Annotated in this window: 12 protein-coding genes; 2 read left to right on the top strand and 10 right to left on the bottom strand. The window is 62.5% G+C overall.

The features are described from left to right. Position 1: 1 nt before the first annotated feature. Together Q6D67_RS13215 and Q6D67_RS13210 are read right to left on the bottom strand one after the other, a co-directional pair. Positions 2-1129 (bottom strand): efflux RND transporter periplasmic adaptor subunit, encoded by a 1128-nt coding sequence (locus Q6D67_RS13215; protein ID WP_304706127.1) that lies wholly within the window; start codon positions 1127-1129, stop codon positions 2-4. Positions 1130-1302: 173 nt separating this feature from the next. Next, complete coding sequence (locus tag Q6D67_RS13210; RefSeq protein ID WP_304706126.1) at positions 1303-2739, bottom strand: PhoH family protein; 1437 nt, start codon at positions 2737-2739, stop codon at positions 1303-1305. Positions 2740-3041: 302 nt separating this feature from the next. On the opposite strand from Q6D67_RS13210, the gene Q6D67_RS13205 reads away from it, so the two are divergent. Continuing rightward, positions 3042-5021 carry a VacB/RNase II family 3'-5' exoribonuclease gene (locus Q6D67_RS13205; RefSeq protein ID WP_304706125.1) on the top strand — a complete coding sequence of 660 codons (1980 nt, stop codon included), beginning with the start codon at positions 3042-3044 and terminating at the stop codon, positions 5019-5021. A gap of 22 nt (positions 5022-5043) precedes the next feature. Here the strand turns inward: Q6D67_RS13205 and asnS are convergent, their stop codons facing one another. Then, complete coding sequence (gene asnS, locus Q6D67_RS13200) at positions 5044-6441, bottom strand: asparagine--tRNA ligase (protein WP_304706124.1); 1398 nt, start codon at positions 6439-6441, stop codon at positions 5044-5046. 184 nt (positions 6442-6625) lie between these two features. Here asnS and Q6D67_RS13195 point away from each other — a divergent pair, with 184 nt between their 5' ends. Beyond that, the gene (locus Q6D67_RS13195; RefSeq protein WP_304706123.1) at positions 6626-7963 is read left to right on the top strand and encodes a hypothetical protein; all 1338 of its coding nucleotides are present in this window, start codon (positions 6626-6628) and stop codon (positions 7961-7963) included. 23 nt (positions 7964-7986) lie between these two features. Here Q6D67_RS13195 and Q6D67_RS13190 read toward each other — a convergent pair whose 3' ends face one another. Genes Q6D67_RS13190 through Q6D67_RS13160 form a run of 7 tightly spaced genes read right to left on the bottom strand, consistent with a single transcriptional unit; the run spans position 7987 to position 16648 of the window. Beyond that, the gene (locus tag Q6D67_RS13190) at positions 7987-8667 is read right to left on the bottom strand and encodes a S8 family serine peptidase (RefSeq protein ID WP_304706122.1); all 681 of its coding nucleotides are present in this window, start codon (positions 8665-8667) and stop codon (positions 7987-7989) included. Then, positions 8664-10379, bottom strand: a complete 1716-nt coding sequence (locus Q6D67_RS13185; protein ID WP_304706121.1) for an ABC transporter ATP-binding protein — start codon at positions 10377-10379, stop codon at positions 8664-8666. The genes Q6D67_RS13190 and Q6D67_RS13185 overlap by 4 nt, the downstream gene beginning before the upstream one ends. Before the next feature lie 6 nt (positions 10380-10385). Continuing rightward, on the bottom strand, positions 10386-11543 hold the full coding sequence (gene peaD, locus Q6D67_RS13180) for a quinohemoprotein amine dehydrogenase subunit beta (protein WP_304706120.1): 1158 nt from the start codon (positions 11541-11543) through the stop codon (positions 10386-10388). A gap of 11 nt (positions 11544-11554) precedes the next feature. After that, complete coding sequence (gene qhpC / locus Q6D67_RS13175; RefSeq protein ID WP_304706119.1) at positions 11555-11881, bottom strand: quinohemoprotein amine dehydrogenase subunit gamma; 327 nt, start codon at positions 11879-11881, stop codon at positions 11555-11557. Then, the gene (gene peaB / locus Q6D67_RS13170) at positions 11881-13305 is read right to left on the bottom strand and encodes a quinohemoprotein amine dehydrogenase maturation protein (RefSeq protein ID WP_304706118.1); all 1425 of its coding nucleotides are present in this window, start codon (positions 13303-13305) and stop codon (positions 11881-11883) included. Before peaB ends, qhpC begins: the two co-directional genes overlap by 1 nt. Positions 13306-13325: 20 nt before the next feature. After that, positions 13326-14945 (bottom strand): quinohemoprotein amine dehydrogenase subunit alpha, encoded by a 1620-nt coding sequence (gene peaA, locus Q6D67_RS13165; protein WP_304706117.1) that lies wholly within the window; start codon positions 14943-14945, stop codon positions 13326-13328. Then, positions 14942-16648, bottom strand: coding sequence for an AMP-binding protein (locus Q6D67_RS13160; protein WP_304706116.1), 1707 nt, complete (start codon positions 16646-16648; stop codon positions 14942-14944). The genes peaA and Q6D67_RS13160 overlap by 4 nt, the downstream gene beginning before the upstream one ends. Positions 16649-16655: the final 7 nt, after the last annotated feature.

Raw genomic sequence — 16655 nt, 5'->3', positions numbered from 1 at the left:
GTCAGCGATTTTCCGGTTGCGGCTGCAGGCTGCTCGCCGGGGGCGATGTGTTGTCCACCTGAACGGGCACCCCGCCATCCAGCTTGAGCAGGCCGCTGGTAGCCACGATCTCACCGGCCTTGAGGCCGGACGCCACCGCGATCATGTCACCGCGGGTGGGGCCGAGTTCAACGAAACGCTGGCGCACCGTGGTCGCATCGTCCTGCTCAGCCAGCACATAGACCGAATTGCCGTAGGGACGGTAGGAAATGGCGGTCGCCGGCACCACGATCTGGCCGCGGGGCTCCCCCAGGGCCAGGCTGACCCGGGCGAACATACCGGGCCGCAACAGCTCATCGGGGTTGTCGACAATCGCCTGCAGGGCAATGTTGCGGGTATCCGGGTCGACGGCAGGCGCGATGGCGTTGAGCCTGCCGCGGAAAGTTTCCGGGCCCATTGCCTGGGCCTGGGCCTGCAGCGCCATTCCGGGCTCCAGCCGGGGGGTGTAACTGTCGGGCAAGGTGAAATTGAGATAGAGCCGATCCAGCGCCTGCAGCTCGACGATCGGGTCCCCCGCCAGCACGTAGGCGCCGACGTTGAAGCGGCGAATACCCAGCCGGCCGGCAAACGGGGCGCGCAGTGTTTTCTGCTCAATCCGCGCTTTCTGTGCCGTCACCCGGGCCCGGGCCTGGTCCAGCTCGCTGGCGCGGCGGTCCAGTTCCGACTCCGAGATATTGCGCTCACGCAACAGGGACTCGGCACGCTCAAGCTCCGATGCGGCCAGCGCCTGGGCCGCCTCCAGCACCGCCAGTTCAGCACGGTCCGGTGCCGCGCTGAGCTCAAGGATCGCATCCCCAGCCGCCACCGTGGCGCCGTTGTCGAAGTTGACCCGGGCAATGATACCGGGCACTTCCAGCGCCAGCTGCGCCCCGTCGATGGGCGCCAGCGTGCCGACCGCATCCACCGTGGGCTGCCATTGCACGCGTTCCGCCGCCGCCGCGGTGATAGTCACCACCTGCTGCGGCATGTTGTCCATGGCCCGATTCATCATTTGCTGGCCGTACCACTGCATGCCGAACAGGCCGCCAAACACCAGCAGGGTGGCCAAAAGCATGAGCCACATGCGCTTGCCAAAGAGGAACTTTTTCATGGATATCCAGCTAAAAACAGGGACAGGACGCCCGGAACGGATCCGGGCGCCCCAATGATACTAATTCATCGGCCTGAGCGAAACTGTCGGTGGGGCCGCCCAGGTGGGGCCGCCCAGGTGGGACCGCCCAGGCGGGGCCGCCCAGGCCGCGCCGGCCGCTCAGGTAGGCCGACCTACAGATTTTCCTCGGCGAAGGCCGCCAGCCGGGAGCGCACGATGCCGTTGACGTGCATGATGCCCGCGTGGGGATAGGCCTTGGTCTTCTCCACCAGGTAGGTGAGCCCTGAAGTCAGGGGCGAGATGTACTTGTTGTCGATCTGCGCCAGGTTGCCCAGCACCACGATCTTCGAGTCCGCCCCTACCCGGCTGATCACCGATTTCAACTGGAACTGGGTCAGGCCCTGGGCTTCATCAATGATGATGTAGGCGTTGTTGAAGGAGCGCCCGCGCATGAAGTTGAGCGACTTGAACTGGATGTTGGCGCGCTCTTTCACGTAGGCAATGCTGCCGTGGCAGGACTCGTCGGTACCGTGCAGGATCTCCAGGTTATCGTCGAAGGCCGCCAGCCAGGGCGCCATCTTCTCCTCCTCGGTACCGGGCAGGAAACCGATGTCCTCGGCGATGGGCGGGGTGGAACGCGCCACGATCAGCTTGCTGAACCGCTTCTGCTCGAGGATCGCATGCAGGCCGTAGGCCAGGGCCAGCAGGGTCTTGCCGGAACCGGCGGGCCCGGTCATCACGGTCATGTCGACGCTGTCATTCTCCAGCAGGGACATGGCCATGGCCTGCTCCAGATTGCGCGGCGTAAGCCCCCAGAAGCGGCGATGCATCAACTTGTCGCGGCTGTCGCAGCGCAGGTAGACATAGTCGCTGTCGATGCGCTTGACGAAGGCCATGAAGTCCTGATCGTCGTGAACAAACATGTTGGGGTAGGCACCGGGCAGGGAGCGGCGCGGAATCCGGTGCAGGGTGCAATCGCCTTCCCGCAGGGTGTCGACCTCGGAAATCCCCGACCAGAAGTCGCCCTCAACATGTTCGTAACCGCGCGCCAGCAGGTCGATGTCGTCCAGCACCCGGTCGCGGCGGTAATCCTCCACGTGCACCAGGCCCGAGCCCTTGGCCTTGATGCGCATGTTGATATCCTTGGTGATCAGGCAGACGAAGGCGCCGGGGTTCTCCGCCTGCAACCGCAGGGCCACGTTGATGATGCGGTTGTCGTTGGCCTGGTCCTGGGTCGCGTCCAGATAGGGAATGTCGCTGGCATCGCTGAGCAGCTGGTCTGGATAAATGGCGAGGGTGCCCAGCGCCCCCTCCAGGTTGCTGCCCGGGATCGATACTCCCTCCTGGATTTCCCGGGGCGAGGCGGCGTCCACCACCTTGTCGATGATCTGGATGGCTATCCTGGCCTCGCGGCTGACGGTCTTGTCTGGCCGGTCCTTGATATGGTCCAGCTCCTCGAGCACGGTCATGGGGATCACGATATGGTGTTCGTTGAAGGCGGTTACAGCATTGGGGTCGTGCAACAGGACATTGGTGTCCAGAACATAGGTTTTCTTGACGACGGCTTTGAGGGTGGTTTTTTCTACACGCAGGGGCGAGCCTGAGTCCATAGCGGATTCCTCGTGGGGGCGGGTAACGGTGATGGGGCTGGCAAGCGGGTCTGGCAGGATACCGGCGGCGGGGGCCGGGCAGGGGTTGGACGAAGCGTACAGCGTGTGTTCAAAAGCGCTTCCTGGTTGCGGGGAAACCACAGCGTTGATCTGATTACAAACCCTGTCCGGCAGAATGTCAACGGAGAATACTGCCCGAGTTCGCGGCGGCGGGCCGCCTCCCGCAGCGAATTCTGACAGGGCCGCTCTTTTCAGCTACGATAGCCCGCTCATTCACTGCCAGCAAAAGACGTTACCCCGCGATGCTCAACCCGGACTCACTCGCCCAGCTGAAGGGCCTTAAATCCCAGATGGAGGCCGAGAAAGAGCGGGCCGAAGCGGTGATCAAGGGCACCCAGTCCCGCTATGGTTTCGCGGTGCTTGACGACGGCCGGGAGGTCTTCATTCCGCCGGACGAGATGCTCAAGGCGTTCCCGGACGACAGGGTATGGATCTGCATCCGCCCCTCCGGCGAGAACAAGACCATCGCCGACATCGAAAAGCTGATCGACAGCCCGCTGGGTGATTTCAGCGGCCGCTGCGTGCGCAAGGGCAACGCCCTGTTTGTACAGCCGGACCTGCCCCAGCTCAAGCGCTGGCTGTTCATCCCCCCCCACGCCCGCAACGGCGTGCGCGAAGGTGACTACGTGCGCTGCGCCATCCTGCGCCACCCCATTCGCGACGGCAAACCCCAGGCCAAGATCCTCCAGGTGCTGGGCAATGACGATACCCCAGGCATCGAGAACCTGTACTGCATCGCGAAATACCGGCTGGCTCCGGCCTGGAGCACGCCGGCGATGAAGGACATGGAAAAGCAGCTGGCCGAATGCCGGCCGCTGGCAATCGAGCGCCGCCGCGACCTGACCGATCTCGAGTTCGTCTCCATCGATGCCGCCAAGACCCAGGACATCGACGATGCCCTGTATGCCGATATCAGCAGCGATGGCTGGACCCTCTACATAGCCATCGCCGACCCCACCGCCTGGATCCCGGCGGGGTCCAGCCTGCAGCAGGACATCGCCGCCCGCAGCACCTCGGTCTACTTCCACGGCGACGTATTGCCGATGCTGCCGGAGCAGATGGCGCAGGACACCTGCGCCCTGTCCGAGGGCAACGACCGCGCCGCCCTGGTCTGCAAGGTCGCGGTAAGCGACAGTGGCGACGTCGGCAATTTCGAGTTTATCGAAGCCACGGTGCGCTCCCGGGCGAAACTGTCCTACTTCGCTGTCGACCGCTACCTGAACGGAAATGGCGACGACCTGATGAGCCACGCCACGCCGTTGGAAGCCCTGTACCAGGTTTATCGGGCCCTGCGCGCGCGCCGCGATGCCGACGAGCTGGTCATGGAAGATCGACGGGAGTTCCGCTGGATCCTGAACGACCGCAAACAGATCGAATCCATCGAGCCTCACGACAAGCTGCTGTCGCAAAAGCTGGTGGAAGAATGCATGATCGCCGCCAACCGTTGCGCGGCCCGTTTTCTGGCCGAGCGCGATGCCAGCGGCCCCTTTGTCATCCATCCGGGGTTTCGCGCCGACCGCATCGACGAGTGCCGCAAGTTCCTGGCCCTGCATGCGCCCGAAGCCGCAGAGCTGGACCCGGTCAGCCGCGAGGGCTATCGGGACATCATGCGCCACCTGGCGGGCAGCGCCAACAGCCTGCCCCTGCGGGCCATGATCAACCGTCTGCTGACCCGGGCCGAGCTGTCAACGAAAGCGGGGCTGCACATGGGCATGGCGCTGGAGTGCTACACCAATTGCACTTCGCCCCTGCGCAAGTACGTGGACTTTCTGGTCCACCTGCAGATCAAGGCCGCCCTGCATGGCGGTGAGCCCAACCTGGTGACCCGGGAACAGCTGGCCGCTCTCAAGGAGCGCCTTGCCAATGTCCGGGCCGCCACCCAGGAAGCGGAGCGCTGGCTGGCGAGCAAGTACCTGGCGCGCCAGGCACTGGCGCAGCCGGCGGGCTTCAGCGGGCGAATCATCCACGTCAACAGCTCCGGTTTCAGCGTGCGCCTGGTGAACTGTGGTCTCGAGGGCTTTGTCGACCTGCGCAAGGACCCGGAAAAGTTCAGCTACGACAAATGGACCGCCAGCCTGACCAGCACCACCCGCCGCTTCCAGCTGGAGCAGGTGGTGGAGCTGGACTACACCGGCGCGGACGCGGACAACAACTACCAGGCGCTGTTTCGCCTGCGCCCCGGCAGTGGCCTGAAGCCGCCCCGCGCCACCGCCGAGGAGTGACTGCCAGCCGGGGGATGCTGGCTCAGAAGCTGGCGTTGCCCGGGGTGCGGGGGAAGGGAATGGCGTCGCGCACATTTTCCATGCCGGTCACGTAGTTGAGCAGGCGCTCAAAACCGAGGCCAAAACCGGCGTGGGGCACCGTGCCATAGCGGCGCAGATCCCGGTACCACCACAGTTCCTCGCGCAAATGGGCATCCATGCGCGCATCCAGGACGTCCAGCCGCTCCTCCCGCTGGCTGCCGCCAATGATTTCGCCGATCCCCGGGGCCAACACATCCATCGCCGCCACCGTGCGCTCGTCGTCGTTCAGCCGCATGTAAAAGGCCTTGATCTCCCTCGGGTAATTCATCACCACCACCGGGCGCCCGACGTGGGTTTCCGCCAGGTAGCGCTCGTGCTCGGAGGCCAGGTCCACACCCCAGGCCACCGGGAACTCGAAGGATTTGCCGCAGTTCTCCAGGATGCGGACCGCCTCGCTGTAGTCCAGGCGCTCAAAGGGGCTGTCGATCACCGTGCGCAGCCGCTCGATCACCGTACTGTCCACCCGCTGCTGGAAGAACGCCATGTCGTCCTCGCGCTCCTCCAGCACCCGCGTGAACAGGTGCTTGAGCAGGTCTTCCGCGAGGTCGGCATTGGCATTGAGATCGGCAAAGGCGATCTCGGGCTCCACCATCCAGAATTCCGCGAGGTGGCGGCTGGTGTTGGAATTCTCCGCCCGAAAGGTGGGACCAAAGGTGTAGACCTTGCTCATGGCCAGGCAGTAGGCCTCCACCTCCAGCTGCCCGGAGACAGTGAGGAAGGCGTCGCCGGCAAAGAAGTCCTCGCCGTGGTCCACGCTGCCGTCGGGCTTGCGCGGCAGGTTGGCCAGGTCCAGGGTACTCACCCGGAACAGTTCCCCCGCTCCTTCACAGTCACTGCCGGTGATGATCGGCGTGTTGACCCAGTGGAAACCGCGGTCGTAAAAATAGTTGTGAACGGCGTTGGCCAGGGTGTTGCGCACCCGGGTGATAGCGCCGAAGGTATTGGTCCGCGGCCGCAGGTGGGCCTGGGTCCGCAGGTACTCGAAGGTGTGCCGTTTCTTGGCGATGGGGTAAGCCTCCGCATCCTCCACCCAGCCCACGACCTCGACCTCGCTGGCCTGGATTTCCAGCGCCTGGCCCTGGCCCTGGGAGGCCACCAGCTCGCCGCGCACGCACACCGCGCACCCGGTCGACAGCTTCAGTATTTCGCTCTCATAGTTGCCGAGAGCTGCGGGCACCACCGCCTGGATGGGGTCGAAGGAGGAGCCGTCGTGGACGGCGAGGAAAGAGATACCCGCCTTGGAATCGCGCTTGCTGCGCAGCCAGCCGCGAACGGTGACGGTACTGCCCAGCGGCAGGTCGCCCCTGAGGGCGGCGGCCACCGGAATAGGTTCAGACATGGGATGTATCTCCACGGACAAGGGTGAAAGCGGCGCAGGATACCCAAAGCGCGAGGTGCCCGCCAGTGCCGGGCCCCGGTGGTGAGGCCTGCCGCAGAATGTGCCGTAGCCGATTGCCAGCACCAGAAGCGGCTTCTATGATGCGCTCTACCCAGCCGTACAGTAACCGGGAACCAACACAGCAATGAGCAGACCATCAGACATTGTGGTCGCCGGAGGCGGCCCTGCGGGTTGCTGCGCAGCGCTGGGACTGCAACAAATGGGTTACCGGGTGCTGCTGCTGGCGACACCTCGGCCCTGGCCAAGCTGCGAGGGCTTTTCCGCCCGGGCGCTGCAGGGCTTGCAGCAGGCGGGACTGAACTCCGCGGCGGCCTGCCTCGGTGCCGCCAGCCCCCGACGCGCGACCTGGAACGGCACCACCAACGATGCCAACAGCGAACATCTGGTGCTGCGAGAGGCGCTGGACCAGGCGCTACTGGCCGATGTCCGCAGCGCCGGCATTGAGGTAATAACCGGGCAACTCGGACCGACCCACGCACTGGAGAATGGCGGCAGCCAGCTGCAGGTCAGGTTGGCCAGCGGTGGTAGCGTCGCACGGGGATGCAGGTTTCTGATCGATGCTCGTGGCCGCGCGGCGGGCGGTGGCGGCAACCGGCTTCGGGGTCCCGAATCGGTGTCGCTGGTACAGGTGCGGCAAGGACCACCGGAGCCCGCGAGCAGTTACCTCTACAGCTTGCCATCGGGCTGGGCCTGGCTTGCCCAGACCGGCGCAGGCCTGCTTTTTTTGCAGCTGACAGTAAGTGCGGAGGCCGGCTCACTCCCTGCCCGCAGCGAGCTGGACAGCTGGTTCAATGCCCTGATACAACCACACCACGATATTACGGACCGGATCGTCGGCACCTCGCCCACGGGACCGGTATTTGCACGAGGCAGCACTTCAGTGCTGCGGAATGAACTGGTCTCCGGTGCGTTGCTGCGTGTCGGCGATGCCGCCATGGCGGTGGACCCGCTGTCCGGCAACGGCGTATTTCAGGCACTGTCTTCAGCACTGGCCGCCCCGGCCGTAGTGAACAGCCTGCTGCAACACCCCGACGACCGGTCAGTTGCGGAAGCGTTCTACCGGCAACGGGTAGAACACCTGTTCCTGCGATTTGCCCGGACAGGACGTGACTTTTACCGGCTGGAGCAACGCTGGCCACAGGAATCCTTCTGGCGCCAGCGGCGCAATTGGCCCGACGACGAACCTTCCCACAGCGACATCTCACCCCGCTTCCTCGGCCTGCAAACAGGTGCCGTGCTGGATGGGGATCGGATTCGCGCTGCGCCAGTGGCCGTCACCAGCGACCAGCCCCTGGGTGTGTGGCATGTGGCGGGCATCACCCTGGCGCCATTGCTGGAGGGCCTGCCGGACACCATGGATGCCCGGCACCAACTGCTACTGGACAGGATAAAACACACCATTTCCCAGCCGCAAAAAGCCCAACTGGTGCAGGCCTGGTTACAGCGCTATGGGCTTTTGTAGGCCCCACGCTGCGCGTCGCCCAATCAGTGCTGACGATGTTCCGGCCCCTGAAACCGGGCGACTGCAGCCAGGTGGGTATGGATCTGCTCCAGGCTGGCATCGGGTTCCATGAGCAGGTATTGCGCCACGGCGGCAGTCACATGGACACAGCCGATGCTGGCGCCCGCAGGCCCGGAACTGTCGGCGCGTACGCAGGCCCCGAAATCCGCCTGTGAACTGTCCAGGCGGGAAAGCTCTCCCGGGGCACAGCGCGCGTCCCCCGTTGCCCGTATGACCCCTGGGTAGCTGGCGGGAAATACCGGCGCACCGCGAGCGGGGCTGGCGGCAACGAGGACGATGCCCTGCCCCAGGGCCCGGGCACACGCTCCGGCCAGCTCGGGGCAATCCCGCAGGAGACCGAAACTGAGATTGATCAGGCGCACGTCTTCAGAAATCAACCAGTTCAGGGCCGCCACTACCTGGCTGCTGCTACAGGTCAGCTGGTCGTCAAACACCTGTGCGTTGAACAACGCGACTTCAGGTGCTCGCTGCAAAAGTACACGGGCAACGGCAGAGCCATGGCCCAGCCGATCGAGCTGTGGCTCCGCTGCACACACTACGCCGGGGTGAGCACCCGCGACCCTGAAGGCACAGCTCGCTACCGCCGCGGGCAACGCTGCATGGTCCAGGCCACTGTCTACCAGGCCAACGCGCAGGCGACTCACACGCTGCCCAGATGCCATAGTATTTCAAGCTTGCGGTCTACAATCGATATGCGGCCATCGCAGCTTCCCAGTGCGGAATCACGATGGCTTATTAGCAATCGGGTTTGCCCCGCAAATACCTGATTCACCATCGCTAGCACTTCCTGCTCCACCTCTTGGTCCACCGCCGAGGTTGCTTCGTCCAGGATAACCAGCAGTGGTTGTTGCAACAGGGCCCGGGCGATGGCAATGCGCTGCCGCTCCCCACCCGACAAGCGAGTACCACGATCCCCGACCGGGGTATCCAGGCCCAGGGGCAATCGCTTCGCAAGCCCGCCGAGCCGTGCCCGCTGCGCAGCTTCCTCCACCTCGGCATCGCTGGCATCTGGCCGCGCGTAGCGAATATTGTCACAAATGGAACCCCGAAAAAGAACAATATCTTGGGCTACCAGGGCGATGCGGCTGCGCCAGAGACTCAGATCAAACTCCCTCAGGTTGATGCCGTCCACCTGGATGCTCCCCGCTTGGGGATCATAGTGGCGCAGCAACAGGTCAACGAGCGTAGTCTTGCCAGATCCCGATGGACTCTGAAGACCGACGCTGCTACCCGCCGGAATTTCCAGGGAGGCACCCTGCAACACATCGTCATCGTGCAGGGGATAGTGGAAACTCACAGCATCGAGCAGAATTCCCTGCCACAGCCGCTCCGGCGGAACCGCGGTTCCCCCGGCATCAACATCGGGAGACGCGTCAAGCAGGTACCGCACGCGTTCGAGACTGACCTGCACCCGGGCCAGCGACATATACAGGCCCAGCAGTCCCTGCACCGGGCCCGCCGCCATGCCCAGGTAACTAGCGAACGCAATCAGCGAACCCAGCTCCAGCTGCCCCTGAATGACCCAGTAACCGCCTATCAGGAACACCGTCGCGCGCCCCGCAGAAGTCAGGGTGTTGGGTACGGCTGCCGTGGCGAATTCGACCAGCTGCAGGTGCAACAGCCGGTCCAGGTACCGGGAGTTGAGCCTGCCCAGGCGGACGGCCTCCCGACCCTCGCTCGCCATGCCCTGAATGAATTTCATGGCGGGCAGGGTTTCTACCAGAAATGCAGATATGTCACTGGAGCGCTCGCGGAGCTGGCGTGTCTGTTCCTGGACCCGCGGACGCATGAACCTGAGGTAGAGCCATTGCAGCGGGGAGACAACCAAGAGCACCATGGTCAACTGCCAGCTCAATAGCAGCATGAATCCGATAGTACCCACCAGGCCCAGCAGCGCGCTGACCGCTGCGAACAGGCTGTCGACAGAAAAACGCTGCAGTTCCGCCACATCCCCATCGAGACGTGCAAGAATATCCCCACTGCGGTTGCGGCTAAAAAAGGCTGGTGACAACGTCTGCAGGTGGCGGTAAACCAATTCCCGTATCGCGAACAGTACCCGCCCGGACAGGCGGGTATAGCAATACCGGTTCAGACCCGACAGAATCGTTGCCAGCAGGCCGGCGCCAAAGATCAGGCCGACAATGATCAGCAGGATATCTACCCGCCCCGCAAGCAGGGCGTCGTCTATCAGCAATTTTGTCAGGTAGGGCTGAATCAGGACCAACAGGGAGGTGGATACCGACAGCAACAGCAGCCCTGCCAGGGCGACCCTGTGGGGCAGGAGAAACCCCGCCAGCCAGCGCAGATCCTCGGAACGGCTGGCGGACTCAGGCTGCTGGGGGGCCTCGAGGGGCACGAAACGCTACAACACCCGCCGGAACACCTGCGAGTTTGCCAACGACATGTCCCCGCCGGGAAGCTGAATATTACCCAACCTTTCAAGTGTGTCAGGGTCGTAGATGGCGATATCGTTGAATGTACCGGCCAAGTACAGTTCGCTGCCGTCGGTCGCAAAGTTGATGCAGTAGTAGCTGTGCTCGAGATCAACCGAGGCGACCTCCTGGGCCGCCGCCACATCAAACTTCTTCAACTGGGTCAGGACACCGAAGAACTGCTCCGGATGGTCGGGCCTCGCCATGCCGGAAAACAACACTACTTCCAGGGGGCCGAACACCCGGTCCTCGGCAGCGCCTGTCGCCAGGTCGATGCGCTCATAGCCCCAGATCCAGTCCGCGGTTTCCATATCCTGCGACTCATCCTGGAATCGCGCCGCAGAGTACATTCTCACCATCTCATTGTTGACCGAGCCGAGAGGCCAGACTGACAGCACATCACGCTGACTCTCCAGCGCTATATCCGCGCTTTGACTGGGCAGGGCGACGCGAACTTCCCCGCTGGACGGGTCCATGGCAAAGATATCGCGCCCACCGAGGTAGACTGTTCCATCCTCGCCAGTGGCCATGATGGTAATCTGGCGTGGTGCCGGAAGTGTTCTCAGCGGTAGGCTGTCGAGACCCCCGTTAGTGTCGTATACTGCCAAACGGGCGCCCTGGACTTCGTAGCGATCCGCCAGTAGCCGTGTAGGACTCTGGTGGGTGTAGAGTTCCCGCCCATCCTTGCTGACCGCGATACCGGCGAAAGTCTTGACCCGTTCTTCGCCTTGGGATTGGCGTGCGGAAAACACGATTTCGCAGGTATCTATCGCAACGCCGTAGATATTTTCAAACCGGTTGGTAAGGGCATAGGCCGTATTACCGTCAGGCGCCACGGCCACCGTTCCCGGCCCGAAATCCCCCGGCAACTCGCAGGTTCTGATTACGCGCCGTTGGCCAAGATCAACCACATGCAGGTTGTTGGGCTTGTTCATCACCACCATCACATCACTGGCTGCGCCCTCCCCCTGGAAGGTAGTGGACGTTTCCTCTGCATCACAGCCCGCCGCCAGCAGTGCCATGGACATCACCAGCAGGGCGTGGGTGCTGCGGCCGAGGCCGGCACTATTTCTCAATCCTTTCAACATGTCTGCCTGCCTCATGAATCGCTCTCGGGGAAGACCGCGTCAAGCTTGCGCCAGTCCTGGCCTGCGGAAGGTGACTGACCATCCCAGTCCGGATAGTTCACCATGACATCGGGAACCTGCGCGGGCCACCAGCATGGGTCTGCACAGCCGTAGAGATCTGCCTCCATGGGTTGGCAAAGACCCGCGACACCACCAAACGTGTCGACCTCCCAGCCTGGATCCGTAGTCGCGGTGCAACCCACTACGCTCTGCATGGCAACGACCTCATCCATCCCATCGGTGTCAGCTGCCTCGTCCAGCAACCGTGCCTTGTGATTCAACGGCTTAAGGTGTTTCATCAGCTTGCCCTCCGGGGGGTGATGTAATCGGTAAAAAAGCGGGGGTTGGCTGCGGCTATACGGGCGTAAGCGCCCACCCCGAAGTCAACCCAGTCACGCATCAGCTCACAGTAATGATAGACCGGGTGCGCCGGGTCGTTGTAACGCTGGTAGCTCTCGTGATAGCAGCCACCAGAGCAAAGATTGCGAATATGACAGGTATTACAGCCGGTATTACTGCGATCAAGGCGATGGGAAAGGAATTCACCCAGGGCCGCCACATCGAGGCCTCGACCGTCGCTGACGGAACCAAAGGTCGGTAGCTCCGAACCGGTGAATCGGTGGCAGAGGTTAACGCCACCGTCCTTGTCAACCGCCACCATGGAATACCCTGCGCCACACGGAAGTGCTTTCTTGGTGCCTTCGTGGATATCGGTGAGCAGCTGGTGCAGATTGGAAAATCCAATATTGCGGTGCTGCAGCGCCTCTTCAACATAACGCTCCCCCAGGCGTTTCATGCCAGCAAACACTGCCACCAGCTCTTCTTCGGCAAGATTGAAACTGTCCATGTCACCCGCCGTTACGGGTGCAAACCCCACTTCCGCAAAGCCCAGTTCGTTGAACAAGTGATCCCAGATAAGCTCGATATCGGTGATGCCTCGGGTGAGAGTGACGCGCGCCCCCACGGGTCGGGAACGATAGCTGGAGAGGAGCAGGTCCACCTTGCGAGCTACCGTCTCGTAGGTGCCCTGACCGCCGACGGTAATCCGGTTGCGATCATGGATCGCCTTGGGCCCATCAATGCTTACCGCGATGCCGAAGCAGTGGCTATCGAGATATTCAATGGTCTTGGCGTTCAACATGGTGGCGTTGGTCGTGAGAGAAAAGTCAACGCGCTTACCCAGGGCTCGGAAACGCTGCTCGGCAAAATCAACCACTTCGCGAATCAGAGGCAAGTTGGAGAGGGGTTCGCCACCAAAGAAAACAACATTGTAGCGGGGCTGCTCCGGCGACTGCGCCAATAGCATCTCCAGGGAATCGATGGCGGTTTGCAGCTGCATTTTTTCACCTGCCGTTGGTGTCGCCAGATCCTCCTTGTAGCAGTAGGTGCAGCTCAGGTTACAGCCTGTATTGACGTTGAGAACGACGGTGGTCAGGGGCAACTTGTCGGGGATAGACAGGCGTCCCGCGGTGGTGGCAGCCGTGCCACTAACGATCCCAAGGCTGTCGAGATCCGCGAGGGCCTCAGTCACCGAGACCCCTCCCAGCCGCGCGCCAAGCTCCTCCGCGGAAAGCGGTCCCCACTGCCGCAGACCTGTGATGACCCGCTCAAGGGTCTCGTCGGCCTCAAACAGGCTACTGCTGGGAATATGGAACAGCAGCTGGCGACCTTCCACCTCGACCTGATGGAAGTTGTTTTCATTCAGATTCAATGCCATGCCCATGGTGTTTGCTCCCAGGAAGACTAGCGTATGGGTGGATTATTCCAGCGCTGTACAGTAACTATCAATTGGCCCTCAGCATTGAGGAGAGCGCCTTCGTGCTCAACAGTCGCGAGCACCTTGAGGTTGCCCGCATTGTTGGTTTGATACTTGCGCTCGGGATTCGGGCCAGCCGCTCCCGGCGTGAATACTCCGGAGGCCGCGTCCATTGCACCTGCAAAACGGACATCCTCATCAGCCGCTGCCTGCGCATTGAAGGGAGCTACGGACCACTTTGCCGATAGCGGCCCTACCCTTAAATCATCCTCGGTTCCGGGTTCACCATCGGGGCCGTTACTGAAACCGATAGCGTCGAACATGGCTTCCACCACAGGCTGTGAACCACCATTGCCGCCCACCCTGGCTACCGCGTATGCGGGTTCTACGGTGACCCGGTCCAGGGAACGATATATCGTCAGCATGCCTTCTGCGCCGGCCTCGCCGACACTGACGGTACGCCCTCCCTCTGCGGCATCCGCCGCCGCGCGGACCTGCAGCACCATGCCGTCGGCACTGCGCTCGGTGACCCCGAGGACTTCCAGCCCCGCTCCCAGGCCAATATCCGCCTCAAGGTCCAGCCCAGCACCCACCAGCAACAGCCGCTGCTCGGCCCCCGCGCGAATATAGGATGGCTGCATGGCCATTATTCGGGCTTCACCGCCGGCCCTGGCGGCCTGCATGCGCAAGCCCCATTCAACGTTGTCGCGACGAAACATGCGACCATGGAGTTGGGCGCTGCCGGGCTCCGCCATCAGCACTTGCTGATAGGCTTCGCCATCCAGAGTCAAGCTGGCGCGCCACTCATGGCCACTGTAAACCAGCGCCTTACCGGCACCAGACAGCGGCTCCCCATTTTCGAATTCGCCGTTGAATTCTACATCGTAGTCACGGTCGCTGCCGTCAGTCACCACCATATCTCCGGCAAACAGGCCTTTGCCCGGCATGTGTCCAGCTACTCTCCAGCGTCCTGCAAACGGCTGCTTTGGCTGCGCCTGCCATTGCGTCCAGGCATCGTTGTCCAGCGGCAATTCGCTCGCGAGCCAGGGCACCATTTCATTGAGGGCAATACCCAGCCAGTCCCGGTCCCGTCCCATGAGTGAGTACTCAGCCGAGGGGAACTGGCCCAGGTGAAAGTGCACCAGATGACGCCACTCCTCCTCGCTGCGGCGTTGCAGACCGACCCTTGCACCCGAGTGGCAGCGCGCGCACATGCTGGCAAACAGTTCCGTATCATGCTCTTCGATGGTGTTAAGTTCACGCTCCAGCACATAGCGCCAGGGCGCGCTTTCAGCCGGAGTCAGCCCCTGGGTGTCGGCCAGGTGCCGAACCAGCGTGCGCATCGCGGCACCCGGTTCACCACCTGCGGGGTCAACGATGCTGGCGCCGTGTATCTCTTCCATACGCACCAGCGTCATGTGCCAGCCCTCGGGAGTTTTGCGTTGTTCGCTAATGCGACTCCATGTGCCGTTGTCATCCTGCTTGTGACAGCCAGAGCAACTCGCCGTCATGATGGCCTCCGCCGACCCCGCGGCCTGCGCGCTCAGGTGACACGCAAGCAGCACGGTTGCCGCCAGTGAAGAGATCAGTCCAGTCTTGATGGTCACGTTTTATCTCCAGGGTTACCTGTTTCAATACCCAATTCGCGGGACATATGCTCCCGCATCAGAAATTTCTGGATCTTGCCTGTCACCGTCATCGGGAATTCTTCCACCAGCCGCACATGCCGGGGAATCTTGAAATGGGTGATCTGTCCAACACAGTATTCCAGGATATGCTCTACTTCCAAGGAAGAGCCCTCGCGCAGTTTGATCCAGGCACAGACCTGCTCCCCGTAGCGGTGATCGGTAATCCCGAATACCTGCGCTTCCTGGATCTCGGGGTGGGTGTAGAGAAATTCCTCCACCTCGCGCGGGTAAATGTTCTCGCCCCCGCGGATGATCATGTCCTTGATCCGGCCCGTGATCTGGGTATAGCCCTCTGCATCCATGACCCCAATGTCACCGGAATGCAGCCAGCCATCGCGATCAATGGTTTCCGCGGTTCGCTCCGGGTCATCCCAGTAACCCCGCATGACTGAATATCCCCGGCAGCAGATTTCGCCTTTCTCGCCCACCGGAACGATCTTGCCTTCGGCATCGACGATCTTGATCTCGCAATGGGGAGCGGGGCGGCCGACGGTGCTGACGCGCTTGTCAATGGAGTCGTCGGACGAAGTCATGTGGTTGACGGGGCTGGTTTCGGTCTGGCCGTAGGCTATGAGAACTTCTTCCATATGCATTCTGCCCACCACCCGCTTCATCACCTCCACCGGACAGGTAGCACCCGCCATGATCCCCGTGCGTAGACTGCTGAGGTCGTAGTCATTGAAATCGGGGAGATCGAGCTCGGCAATGAACATGGTGGGGACGCCATGCAGGGCAGTACAGCGTTCCCCGGCGACGGTCGCCAGCGTCGCCGCCGGGTCAAAGGCTTCGCTCGGAAACACCGCGGTCGCGCCGTGAGTAATACAGGCCAGATTCCCCATCACCATACCGAAACAGTGGTAGAGCGGTACGGGAATGCACAGCCGGTCGTGCTCGGTCAGGCGCATCCCATCGCCCACGAGCTTGCCATTGTTGAGGATATTGAGGTGAGTAAGGGTGGCCCCCTTGGGGTTGCCAGTGGTACCGCTGGTGAACTGTATATTGATCGCATCCGCCGGCGACAGCGAATCTGCCCGCTGTTGCAGTAGGTCTCGATCGGCAGCGGTACCGCTGGCACAGACCTCTGCAAAATCAAGCATGCCCGGGACGCTTCCCGTCCCCATCTGGATCACCCGCTGCAAGTGAGGCAAGCGCTGTGAGCGCAGCGCGCCTGGGGTACAGCTCTGCAGCTCGGGTGCGAGGCTCTGCAGCATGCCCAGGTAGTCGCTGGTCTTGAACTGCTGCGCCGTAATCAGCGTCCGGCACTGCACCTTGTTCAGGGCATATTCCAGCTCGTACAGGCGATAGGCGGGATTGATGCAGACCATGATGGCGCCGATTTTTGCTGTGGCGAACTGGGTCAGGCACCACTCGCTCGAATTCGGACCCCATATCCCGACCCGCTCCCCCGCTTCCACTCCAAGCGCCAAGAGGCCGCAGGCAAGGTCGTCTACCCGCCGCTGGTACTCGAGATAGCTCCAGCGAACCCCTTGGTGCCGGACCACGAGGGCCTCGTGATCCGGGAATCGCGCGACGGTCGCGTCGAATGCCGCACCGATGGTCTGGTAGAGCAGAGGCTGGTCCGTGGGGCCGTCCAGTGCGCTGAGGGTAAGTTGCCTGTCCATTATTTTG

Origin of the sequence: Haliea sp. E1-2-M8, from assembly GCF_030649675.1 — a bacterium.
GTDB lineage: Bacteria > Pseudomonadota > Gammaproteobacteria > Pseudomonadales > Halieaceae > Haliea.
Note: the sequence above shows the minus strand (reverse complement) of the source record. Positions and strands in the feature narration are given on the sequence as shown.